This window comes from Corynebacterium sp. PCR 32 (assembly GCF_037464985.1).
Lineage (GTDB): Bacteria > Actinomycetota > Actinomycetes > Mycobacteriales > Mycobacteriaceae > Corynebacterium > Corynebacterium kroppenstedtii_D.
The window spans coordinates 198883-215713 of the sequence record NZ_JBAHVL010000001.1; the positions used below are offsets into that span (position 1 = coordinate 198883).

The window sequence follows — 16831 nt, forward strand, 5'->3', positions numbered from 1 at the left end:
TCAGCTTAACGGCCCAGGCAGCCACGTGTGGCGGGGTGTTCCTCCGCCTTGCGGGTGGCGTCCGGGCACCGGTTGGTCGTGGGGGTACCGTGAGGCCCAATTCCATGTTCAATACTGGTGATGATGAACTCGACCTTAGCATCGAGGAAACCGGTATCCGGCATGTTTTTCACCCCGAAGACGTCCTCGCTCTCCTCAGTGGACTTGGTGTACCGGTCAAGGGGGGTTTCTCCGGTCTCATCGGTGGTCGTGAGGTACTGCATTTGGAGAAACGTGCACACGGTGGTGTCGCCAATAAAATCCACGGCAAAGGAGGCAGTGGGTAACCCACCAGGAATATTGAGCTCGACGAGCCGATGAACTAGTTCCTCAAAGCGAGGTACAGCACCAGTCATGGCATCGGGCTTGGTCATAATGACCGTGGGCGCTTCGGGATGCCGACAAAACAGCTCCCACGATCGGGATGCGACAAGCCGCAATGCTTCTTGCCACGATGCCACCATCGTTGGAGCTTCAATATCGGTAGCCAACTTTTCCATCGCCGCAGCTTGGAGCTCGTCGCGGGACGAAAACATTCGATAGAGGGCGGGAGGTTTGATTCCTAGGCGGTCAGCGACGCCTCGAAGGCTGAAGCTGCCAACGCCTTCGCTGAGTGCAGCCTGGATTGCTTGTTCTCTGTCGAAGGCGGGTTTGCGCCCGGGGCCGGGAGTCAAAACAGTGACCATCCTTGTGCTGCTTGGCGAGCACTCCATAGGTGTTTATACAACCCACCTGCGGTGATGAGCTCATTATGGGTACCAACCTGTACAACGGTACCACTGTCATCCAGCACGATGATGTGGTCCGCATTGCGAATTGTGTCCAGTTTGTGAGCAATAATCAGCACAGTCGAGCGGGTTCGAAGGTCATCGATAGCTCGCTCAATGTGTGCTTCGTTATCTGGATCTAGTGCCGATGTCGCCTCATCAAAGAGGACGATGGGTGCTTGTTTCAGTAGTGCCCGCGCAATAGACACGCGTTGGCGCTCGCCGCCCGAGAGACGGTTCCCACCTTCACCAACTGTGGCGTGCCAGCCGCCCGGGAGTCGCTCGGCAATTTCTTGGACGCCCGCAAGAGAGGCGGCGCGGTAGACGTCGTCCTCGGTGGCGTCATCATGCCCAACCCTGATGTTGTCGTACAGGGTGGTGTTGTACAGATACACATCTTGGAACACCATGGCGATCTGTTTCATCAGCTGGGCGGTGGGTTGGTCTTGTACATTGACACCACCGACGGTGATAGCGCCGGAATCGACGTCCCAGAATCGTGCAATAAGCCGGAAAAGTGTTGTTTTTCCGCTCCCTGAGGGGCCGACGATCGCGGTCAGGCTACGAGCTGGTGCGGTGAAGGATACATCGTGGATGACGGGGTTACCGGGTTGATATCCGAATGTAGCCGAGTGCAGTGCTACCGTCCCAGGCTGCGAAAGATCGGCATGGTTATGGGGGGCGGGCAACTCGGGCGCAGATAAGAGTTCCCTGACCTGAACGATAGGCTGCCGAGCAACCTCAATGGCGAGCGTGTTACCGATGATCCCCTCGAGTACCTTGGAGAACCGGAGGGAAACACCAATGAAGGCAACCGTGGCGATGGGGCTCAACGTCGTGTTCGTGCCGAGGGTAGCTGCGACGACAATGAGTGCTACGGTGATGCCTTGGGCGCCGATACCCGCGATGACGTTCCCGGCTAGACTGACCCACAGATCGTTGAGGTGACTGCGGTAGTTTATGGCGCGGGCCCGGTTGAGAGGCTCGTACGACTGTGCACGTCCTGATGCTCGAAGAACAGGCTGGGTACGTGCGAATTCGACGATACGGCTGGCGAAGTCGATTTCCGTGGGTATTGTCATGTGTTCGCCGGCACGTTTGAGTGCACGCGTTGCCGTCGTGAAGATCAGCATGATCGGGATCGACATAAGGAAGAGAACTCCGAGCTGCCATGTCCAGAACCAGGCCAGAATTGTCATCACTGTCATCGTGGTCAATCCACGAACAAGGGGACCGAGAAAATGCGCTGCGCTGTCGCCAATCTGCATGAGTGATTGGGTGAGGAGGATGGACAGCCGTGAGGAGACGGTGTGGTCGAACCAGCCAAGGGGGAGCCTGGTTACTTTATTGCCGACGTTAACCGTGCAGTGGCGGAGGAGATCCATGGCGGCCATATACCCGGTTGTTTGCTGGGCGTAGGTGATGGCGGCCCCGGCAACAGCGAAACACGCGAGGATGAGGATCCACAACGGCCAGGTCAGGCCCATTGATGGGCGACCGGTGGTGAACGAGGTGATGGTGGGAATGACGGCGAAAATGCCAACACCTTCGATGAGGCCCAGGCCAACTGAGGAGAGCAGGCTGCGACGAAATCGTGTGTAGCCTTCGACAGTCAGGATCTGTTGGAAATCTTTGATTAGTAGTAGGTTTCGTGCCCACGCGAGGGTGGACTGCTGTCCGGAAGTCATTGGTGGACTCCTTCGGTGAGGTGTTTCCAGAACGGCTGGTCAGCGAGCTCATCAGCCGTTCCTTGGGCCACGATGCGGCCGCGCTCCATGATGCAGATGTGGTCGGCTCCAGCGACAGATTCAGCATGATGGCCGATGGCGAGGACAGTACGTCCCTGTGCGAGCGTGGCGAGCGCTCGCTGGATTTCTGCTTCACAGTCGGGGTCGGTGGCGGTGGTGGCTTCGTCAAGAACGAGGATGGGGGCGTCGACCAGTAGCGCTCGGGCAATAGCAAGGCGCTGTTGTTGGCCGCCGGACAATGTGGTGTCGACGCCGAGGACGGTATCGAATCCGTGGGGCAGCGCGTCGATATCGTCGAGAATATTGGCTTGACGCGCGGCGTTGCGGATCTCTTCGGTGGTGGCGTCGGGGCGGGATAATGCGATGACGTCGCGGATAGGGAGATCTTGTAAGTACGGGTTTTGGAGGACGAAGGACACCGTGGAATATAGTTCTCGTTCGGTAAGGTTCGTGAGTGGTATGCCGCCAATGGTGATCGTGCCGGAATCGGGATCACAAAAGCGCGCAAGCATGGTGGCGAGAGTGGTTTTTCCGGACCCTGAGGGGCCGACAAGGGCGGTCACGGAGTTCGGTCGGAGGCGCAGGTTGATGCCACGTAGGGCATCGACTGTGCCGTCGGATGTGGTATAGGCGAAGGAGACGTTGGAGAACACAATGTCCTTGGTGCCATGTGCTCTCTGGGAAGCGGTAGAGGCGGTTGTCTCCTCGGGATAGTGTATTTGTTCCGTATCCAACACGTCCTTCAGTCGCAGCGCGGCGTTGCCGCCCTGCTGGTAGGACCAGGCGGTACTACCGAGGACCTCGACCGCTCGGGGAAGGACTAGTCCGATGAGTGAACAGGTAAGTACCTCAGGAACAGTGACCCATCCGGCATGTGCCATGAGTAGCCCGCAGCCGATGGTGATCGTCATCAAGGTGGACATGGAGATGAACGACAACGAGAGTGCGGACGCTCGGATGAGCGGCCCACACCATGCCCAGTAGAACGTGGCAAAGTCTTTGCATGCTTGTGTGAAACGGGCATGGGTGGTGCCGGCGCGCTCAAAGTTTTTGACGACGCTAATGCCCTCAGACAGTTCGATGGCGGCCGAGGACATGTCACCAAGTTTCTCGTCCATTTCTGCGGTTTTGTTGCCCATACCCCGCATCATGGCCGCTTGCAGGACACCATAGATTGGGAAGGTGGAGATGGAGAGAAGCCCGAGCCGCCAGTCAACGACAAAGGCGTAGATAAGGAGGATGAGTGGCCCAGCCATCGCAGCCGTTTGCTCCACGGGTGCGTGCGCGACGAGCGTATGCACTTGCTTTACATCATCGGTGATGGCTTTACGTACCTTGCCAGTTGATGTTTCGCTGAACCATGACAGGGGAGCGTGCGCCAGCGTTGTTACCATGTCGTGCTGAATTCTGTTGCGTAACCGCAAGTCGGCGAAGTGGGAGATGGTCAGTGCGAGGGTATACAGACATGCCTGTGCTATGAAGGCATACGCGAGGATCATGACGCTTCGTGTGATGTCCCGGTGGCTACCCTCGTTGAGGAGGAGGTTGCCAATATGTGTCAGTGTGACGTACGGGGCGACAGCAATGATGCATGAGGCAACAGTGATGACTCTGCAGAGCAGCAATTGCTTTTGTACTGGCGTAATCAGCTCTTTGAGTGCAGCTTGGCTCATTCGTCTTTTATCCGAGTAATGAGCGGTTGTCGTGTCTGCTTTCTTGTGTGTCGTCGACACTGATGGGGAGGTGTCGACGTGAACTGAGGCCATCGTTCTCTCCTTGATGTGCTTGTCCTCATGGGTTCGGCTCGGTGATGACGATACCGAAGACAAAACTAGGATAGCCTTCCCAACGCGCCATGGAGAGAGTTGTCCCAGGGTAACATCTTGATGCGTGTTACGTGCAGTTCCAAAAGTCAGCGACGTGATATCCGAAGCGATAGAGTGCTCGACGGACAAGAGGGAGTGAGAGACCAATGACCGATGATGGATCCCCCTCGATGCGGTCAATGAACCATCCGCCCATGGCTTCCAGAGTGAATGCCCCAGCACAGTAGAGCGGCTCGCCGGAGTTCGCGTAGGCGCGAATATCTGCGTCAGAGACGTTAGCGAAGTGTACGGTGGTCGTTGTTGCTTCCAGGACAGTGTCCTCATTGGTAGCAGTGGAGGCGAGGTTGATAATGCAATGGCCAGTGATCAAACGTGCTGTTTTACCACGTTGGATGGTCCATCGGCGGATGGTTTCGTCGATAGTGTGCGGCTTGCCTTGGAGTTCACCATCGAGATAGAGCATGGAGTCGGCACCAATGACGACACGGGGACGGGTCGTGGTGTCATCGCTCGTGCTGGATTGACCGGGCGTAGCGAACTCGTATGGCGGATGAACCGCAGTGAGGTGGCGTGCCGCGATGGCAGATGCTTTGGCGTGCGCAAGAACGCAGACTTGCTGTTCTGGTGATTGATCCTGGACTCGACGGAGAATAGCATTCTCGTCGACGGTGGGTGGTTCAATTGTGGGCTCGATGCCCGCAGACCGAAGGATCGAGAGCCGTGACGGAGAGGAAGATGCCAGGATCATCATGAACCCATTAAAAAGGGGCGAACCGACGCGTGCAAGGAGACGATCGTCGCAGCGGCTTAGACAACAGAGACGAATCGGAGGTGGGGAAACACCCCCAGGTGAGCTTGTCCTGTCGCGCTGAGCTTCTCGTCGAGACGCCCCCAATCGTTCCGTGTGACGCGTTCATGGGAGTGAGCTGCTGTGACGGACATAGTGGTGAGGACAGCAGTGAGAGCTGCTATGTCAGAATCGCTCGGGTTGCCCTTGAGGATGGTCAGAGCAGCCACCGGTGTGTGTGCGGTCGTCATTGAACCCTCACCCTCATTGTCATGTCGCCGACGCGATGTGTTTGATTGATGGTCATAGCGGGATATTTCCATGCTTCTTCGCCGGAATGGTGTCAACTTTACGGTCAAGCAAGCGCAGGCCGCGGATAATGTGGCCACGGGTTTCCCTGGGCGGGATGACGGCGTCGACAAGGCCACGTTCTGCTGCCAAGTATGGGTTAACCAGGGTGTCTTCGTATTCCTGTTCGTATTCCGCGCGGAGGGTGCTGACATCAGCGCCTTCTTGTTCAGCGGCCTTGAGTTCTTTTCGGTAAACGAACCCCACGGCGCCAGCTGCGCCCATGACGGCGATCTGCGCAGTGGGCCAGGCAAGCGTCAGATCAGCTCCCAAGTTTTTGGATCCCATGACGCAGTATGCGCCACCATAGGCTTTACGTGTGATCACTGTGATCTTCGGGACGGTGGCTTCCGCGTAGGCGTAGAGTAGTTTTGCTCCACGGCGGATAATGCCGTTGAACTCTTGGCTCGCCCCGGGAAGGAATCCGGGGACGTCGACAAGTTCGATAATGGGAATGTTGAAGGCATCACAGGTCCGAATGAAGCGTGCGGCCTTTTCGGAGGCTTTGATATCCAAGCATCCAGCACACTGCATGGGTTGATTGGCAACGAATCCCACAGCGCGGCCCTCAATGCGTCCGAAACCGATAATGACATTGTCAGCGTATCCTTGTTGGATTTCCAGGAAGTCGCCCTCGTCGGAGATGCATGTGATGACGTCTTTCATGTCATAGGGCTGGTGGGGCGAGTCGGGGATGATCGTATCGAGTGTGTGGTCAGCGTCGGTGACGGTCTCCTCGATTGATCCGTCGACTGGGGTCGTGGGAATCCGTGGCGTTTCTGCCCGATTATTTTGTGGGAGGTAGCTGATGAGTTCCTGCACGAACTCCAGTGCGTCTTCGTCGTTGTCCGCGGTGTAGTGCGACGTACCCGAGGATGTCATGTGGGTTGATGCGCCGCCCAATTTTTCCTGGGTAATGTCCTCACCTGTCACGGTTTTGATGACGTCGGGGCCGGTGATGAACATCTTGGAGGTGGTGTCTACCATGATGATGAAATCCGTGAGCGCGGGTGAGTAGACGTGTCCACCTGCGCAGGCACCCATAATGACGGAAATCTGTGGGATGACACCAGAAGCGCGCGTGTTACGGAAGAAGATTTTCGAGTAGAGATCCAGGGATACCACGCCTTCTTGGATTCGCGCGCCCGCGCCCTCATTGAGGCATATGAGGGGAACACCCGTCTTGAGGGCAAGGTCCATGATCTTGACGATTTTTTCGCCGTACACTTCACCAAGAGAGCCACCGAAAATGGTGACATCTTGTGAAAAAACACACACAGTACGGCCATCAATGGTTCCATAACCGGTGACGACGCCGTCAGTTGTGGGACGCTTCGCATCCAGGCCGAAATGAGTGGACCGATGGCGAGCGAGTGCATCGATTTCGACAAATGAGCCGTCGTCGAGAAGGTAATTGATGCGTTCCCGGGCGGATAGTGCACCACGGGTGTGAATAGTGTCAATGGGTGAGTGTCCCATCGGCATGCGTGATTCAGCGAGGCGGGATCGCAGGTCGGCCAGCTTATCGGCGGTAGTACGGAGGTGAGGCGTGGTTGTCGCGGACCGTGTGGCAGCGTTCATGTGCTTTAGTGTAGGTCGCGATGCGGTCAACGACAGGTTTAACCACATGGTGAACAATAAGAAGTATGAGTCATGGTGATCGCCCCAGCAAGGAAAGCTCTGACAGCGAGAAAGTACGCGTTGATCTACCCCCAGTCGTGGAGGGTGGTGGCGCGACGGGGAGGGGGCCGCTCGATGGTGATCGTTTGTCGATGGCGCTGCGTGCGCAGGGGTGGGCTCACGTTGACGTTGTGGACTCGACGGGATCGACGAATGCTGATCTCTATACTGCGGCGAATGCATTGCCCCATGGGTCTGTCCTCATTGCGGAGGAACAGCTCTCTGGTCGGGGTAGGTTGGGGAGGCCCTGGACGACGCCGCGCTACAGCCAGGTTGCGGTGAGTGTGCTTCTTCGACCCGAGGTGTCGCCCACTCAACTTGGTGCGCTTCCCCTTGTGGTGGGTGTGGCAATTGCTGAGACGGTGAGGTCGTATGGCATTGATGCTCGGGTGAAATGGCCGAACGATATCGTGGTGCGTGGAGATAAACTGTGTGGGATCCTCGCCGAAGCGGTCAGTATCTCTGACAATCCGACGGTGGTAGTTGGGTGCGGGCTGAACGTCGACCTGACGAAAGAAGAACTGCCCATCGCTAATGCGACCTCGTTTGCATTGGAAGGCAAGCGAGCTGACCGAACCGATGTCACCATCGCGGTCCTGGGCGCACTGATGAGATGGCTGCACCATTGGCACGACTCCGGTGGCCGTGTTTCATCATTTATTGATGACTACGCGCGCATGTCTGCCACCCTGAACGAGGTTGTCAGTGTAGAGCTACCGAGCGGTGAAACGCTCGTCGGCACGGCGATTGATATCAGCGATGGTGGTGAACTCTTGATCCGTGATGCGTACGGGCAGATTCATACTATTGCTGCCGGGGATATTACTCACCTTCGCTATGCGTGAGATCTGTTGTTCCGACCCGTTATGATGGTGGGCCAGTGATTCATGTGACAATTGATGCATATGTGGAGACGCGCCTCAGGCGCCATTATGCCCCGGGAGGAGGGACCTGCCGTGATTATTCATAGGTATACGCGTCGACAAGTGGGTTCTTTCGGTGCCCGCGGTAGCCACGAGGTGTCGATGATCACCCTCGGACGTTGCCTGCCCCACAAGGGGCCCGTCTCTATGTCCCATGGCCGCCCCTACGACAGCGTCGCGGGCACCGCCGACAGTCGACATCCTGACATCGGGAAACCCACGACCTCATTGCCACCGTTCACCGGTGGTTTCCCCGAGGAACGGATCGCTCACGACGAAAAACTTCTTGTTGACGTTCACTCCAAGCGCAGCACATTGATTTTCCCCGTGCTTGAAACAATCCTTATTAGCGGGATTATATGGGCAATCATTGGCATGATCGATGGTGCTGCGGGGCCTTTCGCTGGAGGGGGATTTCGAGGTATTCGACAGATCATTATGGGGGCCTGGGTCCTTGCTGTCGCCTGGTTTTTTGCTCGACCAATGATGAGGTGGTGGAGGCGCCGCTTAGTTATTACCAACTACCGCGTCGTTGCTCGGTTCGCCACAAACGATATTGTCGATATTCCCGTGAATCACATCACGGGGGTCCATCGGCGCCGGGCAACCCTGATTTTCGACGTCTACCGAATGCCCCCGCTGGTGGTAAACAATGTAGCAAAGGCTCGCAGAACAAAACGGGTCATTGACCGATGCCTGCGGCACCAGTGGTGACCGGATCCCTATACTTAACTGGGTGAGCGCGAGATCGGATGACACCACCACCGCAGACAATATTCCTACCCCCCCTAATCCAGCGCCGAATTCTGTGACCACCAGCCACGAGACGGCATATCCTGTGACGGTGCATAGCGTCGACGCAGTACCGGGTGGCCGGGTTGCGCCAGATTCTCACGTCGCTGGGCAGCCACTTATTGCCATCGTCGGAGATGGGCAACTAGCGCGTATGATGCAACCCGCCGCCGCGGAATTGGGGCAATCTCTACGAGTACTCGCTGCTGATACAGCGGGGTCAGCAGCACAAATTATCCCCGACGTGGTCATCGGTGATTACACCGAAATTACCGACCTTTACCGCGTCGCGGCGGGTGCAACGGCGGTCACATTCGATCACGAACATGTTCCACCCGAACACTTGCGAGCCTTGCAATCTGACGGTGTCAACGTGGAACCCGGCCCCGACGCGCTGGTCTATGCACAGGACAAATTGGCCCAACGGAAAAAACTCCGCGAGATGGGTCTCCCCGTACCACCATTTATGGCTATGACCTCCCCTGACGATGCGCGCGAATGTTGGCGTATCATGGGAGGAGAGGTCTGCATTAAAGCATGCCGGGGTGGATATGATGGCCACGGTGTGTGGTTCCCAGATTCAGAAGGCGAATGCGTGGACCTCGTCGCCACCCTGCTCGACAACGGCACACCAGCAATGGCTGAGAAGAAAGTGCACCTCATCAGGGAACTTTCTGCGATGATTGCCCGCAGACCGTCTGGCGAGACCGCATTATGGCCCATTGCGGAATCCGTTCAACACGACGGAATCTGTTGGCTCACCATCGCTCCTGCACCGGACCTTGATCCTGCCCTCAACAGTGAGGCCCAGCGCATCGCTACACGCATCGCCACTGAGCTTGGCGTGACGGGTGTCATGGCTGTCGAACTCTTCGAAACGATAGACACCGACGGTGATCCAGCGTTGATCGTCAATGAATTAGCTATGCGGCCACACAACACCGGTCACTGGACACAAGACGGCTGTGTGACCAGCCAATTTGAGCAACATTTGCGTGCGGTTGCAGATATGCCATTGGGGAGTACGGCGATGACCTCGAGCTGTACCGTGATGGCAAATGTTCTCGGAGGTCACACCAACCCTGACACCACGTGGTCGCAGCGCATGGTTGAGGTGTGGACACGGTACCCTGAGGCGAAAATACACTTCTACGGGAAAGACTACCGGCCGGGGCGGAAGATTGGGCATGTCAACGTGTCGACACCCTATGAGGCTGACCGGGCGGGCCACGTAGAGTGCGCCGATGACGTTCGGAAAAAAGCCCATGCTGCGTCCCATTTTCTCGCGCATGGTTGTTGGCCAGAAGCTAACCAGGAATAACGTCCGCCCCGGCATACATGGTGAGGGCTGCGGACATATGAGAGGACAACCACGATGAATAAGAACAACCGTCAATCTGACCATGTATCATCTCGCGTGCAGGCGGGCGCCAACGATGGTGCGCCGGCGCCTCACGGTCCACGAGTAGGGCTTATTATGGGGTCCGATTCGGATTGGCCCACGATGAAACCAGCAGCCGATGTCTTGCAAGAATTTGGTGTTCCCTTTGAAGTAGGCGTGGTCTCTGCTCATCGTACGCCGCAGCGCATGCTGGATTACGCCCGAGGGGCACACGCGCGTGGTCTCTCATGCATCATTGCCGGGGCTGGTGGGGCAGCTCATCTACCGGGTATGGTCGCGGCCGCCACGCCGCTACCTGTCATTGGTGTGCCGCGTCCGTTGGACAATCTAGAGGGGATTGATTCGCTCCTGTCCATCGTTCAAATGCCGGCTGGGGTTCCTGTCGCTACGGTCGGTGTGGGTGGAGCACAGAATGCTGGTCTTCTGGCTGTTCGAATCCTCTCCGCTGGGGATCCGTCTCTTGTTACGAAAATGCTGAAATATCAGGACGATATGGAAACACACGTCCTGAAGAAAGATCGCGCTCTTCGCCATACCCTCTTGTCTGACGCAGGGTGACCGGCTGGTGAAGAAAACTGTTCGTTCCCCCGCCGCTGCTGCAACACTCACTGCTGCTGGTGTAGTCGCGTGGTCAGCATCGGTTCATATCGACGCTGCGACAATGCGGTGTGTACCTGTCGGGCTTGCTGCGACAGCTGGGGTGGGGATGTGGACGGCACGGACGATGGGCCCGGCGCTCCGCACTCCTGACGGGCGTGGACCTCTTCACCTGGCCGCAGTGACAGCGACTGGATGGTGGATGTCCACAGTGATCCCAGCGGCATGGATTGCCCTTGGCTTCGGGGATAGTCCTTGTGTCTGGAGGCTTGGCTCAGCGGTATATTTCTTCGTTCTCGCTGGTGTGGGTGCTGGGTTTGGATGCTTCGTTCGCGCTGTTCACCGCTGTCACACGGTCTCCCGTGGCTCTACGTCGTCTCGTGATACGTCCGTGTGTACCGGTAACTGTGCCGAGCGGGCTGGCCTCCGCCCGGAGGGGATCATTGTCTGTGGGGCGGGGTTGATTGATGGTCGTGTCTCGCGTGTGCTTGCCTACCGCGTTGATAAGGGAATCGATATGTGGCAGGCGGCGGTAGATAGTAGTCTTTGTGATATTTCGGGTTGTGAGGGTCGAGGTGAAGCTCGTGCTGCCGTCGACGATGGCGATGATGCTGGCAGGGTAGCTCTTGTTTTGTGTGGGGGGCAGGGTAGTGATGAGTCGCGGTCTGAGGCTGAAGCGATGGCCGAATACGCAGCTGGACAAGGGGTTCCATGGCACTCAATCGTCATGGAAGACACGTCGACAACTACTGAGGAAAACCTTCGGTATGCCTACCTGTTGATGTCCCAGCGATTGGGGAGGCGGCCGCGGTCACTCATTGTGGTGAGTACAGATTTTCACTGTTTGCGCATTGATATGGTGGTGAAGCACCTCCGTCGCGAGGGATTTTTTTGTGAATGTGAGGTGGGTGTTGTGGGTGCGGTCAATCCGCCTAGTGTTCGTCACCACACCTTGCTGAGGGAATACGTGGCGCTGGGGGCGCATTATGTGAAAGCTGTGGTTCGTGGTGGCACGCAGTGAGAATGGTGCAGTGTACGGGCCTCACGATCAGGTTGATAGCTGTGCAAACTATTTGTGTAAAAAGGGTGCTTAGTGATTCACATGCGCCTACAATCGGCAATTGAGCTTCACTAGTATCAAAAACTAAACCAATTCGACTTATGAGGTGAACTCTGATGTCCAAGCTTCTGCGTTTCATGGGCCGCGCCGCCATCGCCCCCCTCTTTATCGTCGGCGGAAAGAACGCTCTCGACAACTCTGAACAGCTATCAACCGCTGTCGAGCAGGCTGCCGACAAAGTTGGAATAAAAGAACTCCCCGTGTCGTCCAACCTTCTCGTTCAAGCAAACGGTGTAACAATGATGGGCCTGGGGACCGCCCTGGGGCTAGGAATCTTCCCGCGCCTAGCAGCACTGGGACTCGTCGGTTCCCTCATACCAACCACCTATGCCGGACATCGTTTCTGGGAAGAAGACGATCCCCAGAAAAAGAACAGCCAAACATTCAGCTTCGCACTGAACACCGCTGTCATTGGCGGTTTGCTGAACATCGTCGCATCCCCCCGGACCAAGTTCAAAGAAGTCTCTAAGCGCGAATCCCGCCGTGCACGCAAGGCGGAAAAGAAAGCCGCACGGGCACAACGCCAAGCAAAGATCGAGTCCGCGAAGAGCAGCGGCCTGATGAAAGTGGGCCGTGCAGGAGGAAAACTGGCGCTCTTTAAGAAACGCCACTTCTAACCACCATCATACAAAGGCGGGTGTCGGCAGGCACCCGCCTGTCCTATGCCAGCGTCGCCTCAGACCGCTACCTCTCACCCAGGATAGCCACCGATGAGTGCTTTTTCCGAGCGAGAAAGTTCCACGCCCCTCCCTACACCGGCTTCATCAGAGTAAATAACAAGCGAACCCCCATTCATCCACGCACCATCAGCCACGATCACGAAATCACGCACGGATGACCAATCATCAAGAAACACACGGTTCGGCGTATAACCATCTGCGCTGCCTGCATCATCAGCTGCATAATCACGGATAACGGAGTCAAACCACCGCCGGCCCGCATCACGTACCTCCCCCACAGTGACGTCTCCGTCGTGGTCCCGAAGGATCACTCGGTCTAACTGTGCAGCGGCAGTATCATCCCCCATGAACGCATCCGGGCATAGACGAGCCTCGCCGACAAGATCCACGACCCCGTCAACTCCGAGACTATCTAGATCAATATCGCAGTCCTCGATTGATCGACCGAATGGATCATCAACACACACGTAGATGGGAACATCACCACCGGACATCGCCGGCACGGTATAGCGTGAAAATGGGTCTTCGAGGTCGGCGGGGTGCTCCGCCGGCGACACATTCTGCAGGGACTCCACAAAAGTGATGACCCCATCCACGACACCATCATGATCGGACGCCGCGTCAGCATCGATGAGAGTAATACCAGCGCGGAGCGCTCCCAGAATGACAACAGCAGTTTGCCAACGGACAGGCATAGCAAGCATCAGTGTGTCGCCAGGTTCGAGCATCGCTTCATCTAGGAAATAGTTTCCCAGTTTAGATGCCCAGTTATCCAGGGTTATAGCACTGAGATCCATGCGTCGGCTCTTGTGTGGGTCAGCATGATCAACATAGACCGTCAGGCGGGGAGTACCGGGGTCATGCTTGAGCGCAGCGGTCAGCAGGTTCATTGATTCTCTCCTTCTGATTGCCCACTAGTTGACACACTTGGGGCTATCGCCAGCATCGAATTTCGGAGAATTATCAGGTGGTGTATCAGTGTCACTATGAGTACCTGGGGCAGACTTACCTTTGCCGGGAGAAGCACTGCCACTGTGGCTGGAGCTGCCCCCATCCAGGTATGTCTGGAGAGAATCCTCGGTGTCACCCGGACCGTCATAATCTTTGCCCACGTAGACGTGGATGTCGTCATCGGAGAGAGACGAATCCTTCTCGACAGTGAGATGCAACTTCTGAGCAAGATACTGCGCGGCGTGAGAATCGGGATCAGCAGCCTTCACAACACTCGATTGTGAGGTTCCATCGGTGTCATTGCCCGTGCTACCTGCTGTATAGCCCTCGTGGGTGGCGATCTTCGAGACTCGAGCAGCCATCCCGGTGGTGGTGGAACCATTGGTGACTGTCACGGTGTACTTCGACGCTGTGAAGTCCTTCTCGACAGGCTTCTCTTTGTCAGCGGTGTCGTGCGAATCTTTGCTGTCCTTGGTGTCCGTCGCGGGGGTCTTGGCCCCAATCAGTTTCGCAACGAAGACTTTCACAGCATCGGGATCCACTGTCACGACGGATTCGCCATTGTCGCCGGTGCCATCCAGGCTCGTGGTGGGAATAGTTTGGAAAGACACATGGCCTCCAGCCATGTTCTGCATCTGTGTCGCGAAGCTCATGACATCCCAGCCATTGTCCAGAACAACGGAACGTTCCACAGCGTCAGACAATTTCGAAATCTTCGATGTACTGGTCAGTGTCCCTGTGGACAACACCTTGTGAGCGAGTGACGCCATAAACGCTTGCTGGCGGGCAATGCGGTCAAGGTCACCGCGGGGGAGGCCATGTCGTTGACGCACGAAGGATAGAGCATCCGCCCCCTCTAGGGTCTGTTTGCCTTTCTTAAAGTGAGCACCTGAGAAGTCATCGTCGACGTCGTCATTGAGGCAGACGCCAACTCCGCCCACTGCGTTGGTGAGGAGAACGAACCCTAAAAGTCCAACCTCAGCGTAGTGATCCACTGTCACCCCAGTCAGATTAGCCACAGCCTCAATGAGCGCTGACCGGCCAGCTTCCGTCGATTCTTTTTCGATGTCCTCTTTCCCTTTCCCCTCCTTCTTGAGGTCTTTTTCCTTTTCATACTTCGTGGAACCGAACACCGCGTTGATCTTCGTATTCCCCAGGTCCTTGGAATGGATGTATGAATCGCGCGGGATAGAAATTGCCGTCGCTGATGAACCATCATTGGGCACACGAATCAGGATGATGGTGTCGGTATTGAGGGTTGCGACGTCATCACCGGCGCGCAGCATCTTAGCCTCGTCCGCTGTTAACGGGTTTCCTTTCGCGTCAGTGCGAGAGTCAGCACCGACGAGCAAGATGTCAGTCGCGCCATCCTTGGATTTTCCTTTTCCTCCTAGCTTAAGGTTGCCTGCGGAGGCCATCTGATTACCCAAACCACCAATCGCTTTGTATCCCACCGCAGGCAAAGCGAAACACACCATCGCGACAATAAGCACAAGCGCCTTCACCGCGCGAGAACCGACCTGGTGATGGCTGGGTCGCACACCCGGTGGTGCCTGGATGACACGAGCCTGTGCGCGGCGTCTGCTGGCGCGTCGGGTAGTGCGGGATGACTCAGCCGTGTTGTTTCGATACTGATAGGCGTCGGTAGGTCTATGGTGATGACTGTCACGTTCACGGGGGATCCGCTCGGAACTATCGAAGGCTGAATATGTGTCGGAGCCACGATGTGAGGATGAATAGCGGGGCGCACCATGATAGCCGCGGTGACTATCACCGTTATGCTCATCGTAGGGGCTGCCGTCTCCGCCTCTGCCGTTGCGATACGAACCCTGCCTGGACGAGCCATAATTGCGCTCATGTGGGGAGCGCCCCGGCGCGTCGTGGCCACGTCGGCGGTATTCCGTCGAGTCCTGGCCTCGAGAATCGTCGTTCCTACCCATATAAGAAGTTTCCTTTGGTCGATAGCAATGCCTACACGGTAAGGCGGCATGACCGTCAAGCTTTTCGAGAATATACAGCCTACGCTGTAGCTTGTGCGAGACGCGAGAAAAGTTTGGCATGTCGAAGGACGTGACACTTTTTCACGGTGAAAGCACGGATGGTGTGGCACACCAGTGCACGGGCACGGGGAAGAAGGAGAAATACGAAGGTGAACATCGTCATTGCCGGTGGATATGGTCAACTAGGAACGGCATTAGGTCTGACCTCCCCGACGGTCGCGCACCGCGACCGCATTGCCCGGTTAGGGCGCTCGTCCCTTGACATTACTGATCCTGTCTCTGTCCGTGCCATGATCGAGACAGAACAACCTGACCTCATCATCAACGCCGCGGCCTATACGGCTGTCGACCGTGCGGAAGCTGCGGATCAACGAACTATTGCGCGGGCAGTCAACGCGGAAGGCGCTGCGAATCTTGCGACAGCAGCCGCGAAGGCACGCGTTCCCCTTATTCATGTATCGACGGACTACGTCTACGGTGACAATACTGACGGTGTCTCTGTCCACCATGAGGCCCCATACTGCACTGTCTATCAACAGTCAGCGCAGGCCAGCCAAACACCCCTTCCCATTGACGCTCCTGCTCATCCTCGATCGGTGTATGGCAGTACCAAACTTGCGGGGGACTATGCCGTCCAGGACGCTTTTGAGAACATCGACGTTCCCTGCGCCATCGTTCGGACATCCTGGGTTTATTCTGGTGCTGCGTTGCCTGAGCACCGCGATTTCGTCTCGACGATGATGCGCCTAGAACGTCAATCACGCGGGAATGATGGCCCGGCGGCACGCGTCGTTAACGATCAGTGGGGTAGCCCTACCAACGTTTTTGACTTAGCGAGGGGTCTGTGGGAGCTCTCTGGCGTCGCGTCGGCTGCGGTGTGTTTTCCGGAGATGCTCGCGCCGGGTGGTGTGGTGCACTGTGTTGGAGAGGGGGCGTGTACGTGGTGGGATGTGGCATGCCGGGTGTTTACGGCGTCCGGGGGGGATCCTGGCCGTGTGGTGCCGGTGCCGTCGCAGGAGTATCCGACGCCTGCGGAGCGCCCCTCCTGGTCGGTGCTCGATAATTCATCGTGGCTCGCGTTGGGGCTCACCCCACTTCCTGCTTGGCAGGATGGTGTTGATCGGGCAGTTGGTGGCGTGGGTGTGTGAAGCGGGGGAAGGGTGGCCCTTAT

Annotated in this window: 15 protein-coding genes; 7 read left to right on the top strand and 8 right to left on the bottom strand. The window is 56.9% G+C overall.

Annotation, left to right across the window (positions count from 1 at the left end; translation table 11 throughout):
• Positions 1 to 5 precede the first annotated feature (5 nt).
• From V5S80_RS00810 to V5S80_RS00835, 6 genes are all read right to left on the bottom strand, one after another.
• A complete protein-coding gene (locus V5S80_RS00810) occupies positions 6 to 713 on the bottom strand; it encodes a TetR/AcrR family transcriptional regulator (RefSeq protein WP_395168870.1) in 708 nt (235 codons plus the stop codon).
• Complete coding sequence (locus tag V5S80_RS00815) at positions 710 to 2494, bottom strand: ABC transporter ATP-binding protein (protein WP_395168871.1); 1785 nt, start codon at positions 2492 to 2494, stop codon at positions 710 to 712. The genes V5S80_RS00810 and V5S80_RS00815 overlap by 4 nt, the downstream gene beginning before the upstream one ends.
• Positions 2491 to 4320 carry an ABC transporter ATP-binding protein gene (locus V5S80_RS00820; protein WP_395168872.1) on the bottom strand — a complete coding sequence of 610 codons (1830 nt, stop codon included), beginning with the start codon at positions 4318 to 4320 and terminating at the stop codon, positions 2491 to 2493. The genes V5S80_RS00815 and V5S80_RS00820 overlap by 4 nt, the downstream gene beginning before the upstream one ends.
• A 127-nt stretch (positions 4321 to 4447) precedes the next feature.
• Positions 4448 to 5131 carry a nucleoside triphosphate pyrophosphatase gene (locus tag V5S80_RS00825; protein ID WP_395168873.1) on the bottom strand — a complete coding sequence of 228 codons (684 nt, stop codon included), beginning with the start codon at positions 5129 to 5131 and terminating at the stop codon, positions 4448 to 4450.
• A 56-nt stretch (positions 5132 to 5187) separates the two neighbouring features.
• Positions 5188 to 5418, bottom strand: coding sequence for an acyl-CoA carboxylase subunit epsilon (locus V5S80_RS00830; RefSeq protein ID WP_395168874.1), 231 nt, complete (start codon positions 5416 to 5418; stop codon positions 5188 to 5190).
• Between the two features lie 52 nt (positions 5419 to 5470).
• Positions 5471 to 7096 carry an acyl-CoA carboxylase subunit beta gene (locus V5S80_RS00835; protein ID WP_395168875.1) on the bottom strand — a complete coding sequence of 542 codons (1626 nt, stop codon included), beginning with the start codon at positions 7094 to 7096 and terminating at the stop codon, positions 5471 to 5473.
• 65 nt (positions 7097 to 7161) lie between these two features.
• On the opposite strand from V5S80_RS00835, the gene V5S80_RS00840 reads away from it, so the two are divergent.
• The 6 genes from V5S80_RS00840 to V5S80_RS00865 all read left to right on the top strand — a co-directional run bounded on the left by V5S80_RS00840 (position 7162) and on the right by V5S80_RS00865 (position 12646).
• Positions 7162 to 8040, top strand: coding sequence for a biotin--[acetyl-CoA-carboxylase] ligase (locus V5S80_RS00840; RefSeq protein WP_395168876.1), 879 nt, complete (start codon positions 7162 to 7164; stop codon positions 8038 to 8040).
• A 111-nt stretch (positions 8041 to 8151) separates the two neighbouring features.
• Positions 8152 to 8832 (top strand): hypothetical protein, encoded by a 681-nt coding sequence (locus V5S80_RS00845; RefSeq protein WP_395168877.1) that lies wholly within the window; start codon positions 8152 to 8154, stop codon positions 8830 to 8832.
• Between the two features lie 124 nt (positions 8833 to 8956).
• Complete coding sequence (locus V5S80_RS00850) at positions 8957 to 10231, top strand: 5-(carboxyamino)imidazole ribonucleotide synthase (RefSeq protein ID WP_395169392.1); 1275 nt, start codon at positions 8957 to 8959, stop codon at positions 10229 to 10231.
• Positions 10232 to 10285: 54 nt separating this feature from the next.
• Positions 10286 to 10870, top strand: a complete 585-nt coding sequence (purE, locus tag V5S80_RS00855) for a 5-(carboxyamino)imidazole ribonucleotide mutase (RefSeq protein WP_395168878.1) — start codon at positions 10286 to 10288, stop codon at positions 10868 to 10870.
• 7 nt (positions 10871 to 10877) lie between these two features.
• Complete coding sequence (locus V5S80_RS00860; RefSeq protein WP_395168879.1) at positions 10878 to 11930, top strand: YdcF family protein; 1053 nt, start codon at positions 10878 to 10880, stop codon at positions 11928 to 11930.
• A gap of 155 nt (positions 11931 to 12085) precedes the next feature.
• Entirely contained in the window at positions 12086 to 12646 is a 561-nt protein-coding gene (locus V5S80_RS00865; RefSeq protein ID WP_395168880.1) for a DoxX family protein, read from the top strand.
• A 74-nt stretch (positions 12647 to 12720) separates the two neighbouring features.
• On the opposite strand, the gene V5S80_RS00870 is transcribed toward V5S80_RS00865, so the two are convergent.
• Both V5S80_RS00870 and V5S80_RS00875 read right to left on the bottom strand, forming a co-directional pair.
• Positions 12721 to 13599 carry a TIGR03089 family protein gene (locus V5S80_RS00870; protein ID WP_395168881.1) on the bottom strand — a complete coding sequence of 293 codons (879 nt, stop codon included), beginning with the start codon at positions 13597 to 13599 and terminating at the stop codon, positions 12721 to 12723.
• A gap of 24 nt (positions 13600 to 13623) precedes the next feature.
• Positions 13624 to 15600 (bottom strand): LCP family protein, encoded by a 1977-nt coding sequence (locus V5S80_RS00875; protein ID WP_395168882.1) that lies wholly within the window; start codon positions 15598 to 15600, stop codon positions 13624 to 13626.
• A gap of 209 nt (positions 15601 to 15809) precedes the next feature.
• On the opposite strand from V5S80_RS00875, the gene V5S80_RS00880 reads away from it, so the two are divergent.
• Positions 15810 to 16808: an SDR family oxidoreductase gene (locus V5S80_RS00880; protein ID WP_395168883.1), complete on the top strand. Its 999-nt coding sequence runs from the start codon at positions 15810 to 15812 to the stop codon at positions 16806 to 16808.
• Positions 16809 to 16831 lie beyond the last annotated feature (23 nt).

Excerpts from the sequence above, each read along its gene's own strand:
- V5S80_RS00870 (WP_395168881.1), bottom strand. The coding sequence starts at position 13,599 with ATGAACCTGCTGACCGCTGCGCTCAAGCATGACCCCGGTACTCCCCGC.
- V5S80_RS00820 (WP_395168872.1), bottom strand. The coding sequence starts at position 4,320 with ATGGCCTCAGTTCACGTCGACACCTCCCCATCAGTGTCGACGACACAC.
- V5S80_RS00825 (WP_395168873.1), bottom strand. The coding sequence starts at position 5,131 with ATGATGATCCTGGCATCTTCCTCTCCGTCACGGCTCTCGATCCTTCGG.
- V5S80_RS00840 (WP_395168876.1), top strand. The coding sequence starts at position 7,162 with ATGAGTCATGGTGATCGCCCCAGCAAGGAAAGCTCTGACAGCGAGAAA.
- V5S80_RS00815 (WP_395168871.1), bottom strand. The coding sequence starts at position 2,494 with ATGACTTCCGGACAGCAGTCCACCCTCGCGTGGGCACGAAACCTACTA.
- V5S80_RS00830 (WP_395168874.1), bottom strand. The coding sequence starts at position 5,418 with ATGACGACCGCACACACACCGGTGGCTGCTCTGACCATCCTCAAGGGC.
- V5S80_RS00865 (WP_395168880.1), top strand. The coding sequence starts at position 12,086 with ATGTCCAAGCTTCTGCGTTTCATGGGCCGCGCCGCCATCGCCCCCCTC.
- purE (WP_395168878.1), top strand. The coding sequence starts at position 10,286 with ATGAATAAGAACAACCGTCAATCTGACCATGTATCATCTCGCGTGCAG.
- V5S80_RS00835 (WP_395168875.1), bottom strand. The coding sequence starts at position 7,096 with ATGAACGCTGCCACACGGTCCGCGACAACCACGCCTCACCTCCGTACT.
- V5S80_RS00875 (WP_395168882.1), bottom strand. The coding sequence starts at position 15,600 with ATGGGTAGGAACGACGATTCTCGAGGCCAGGACTCGACGGAATACCGC.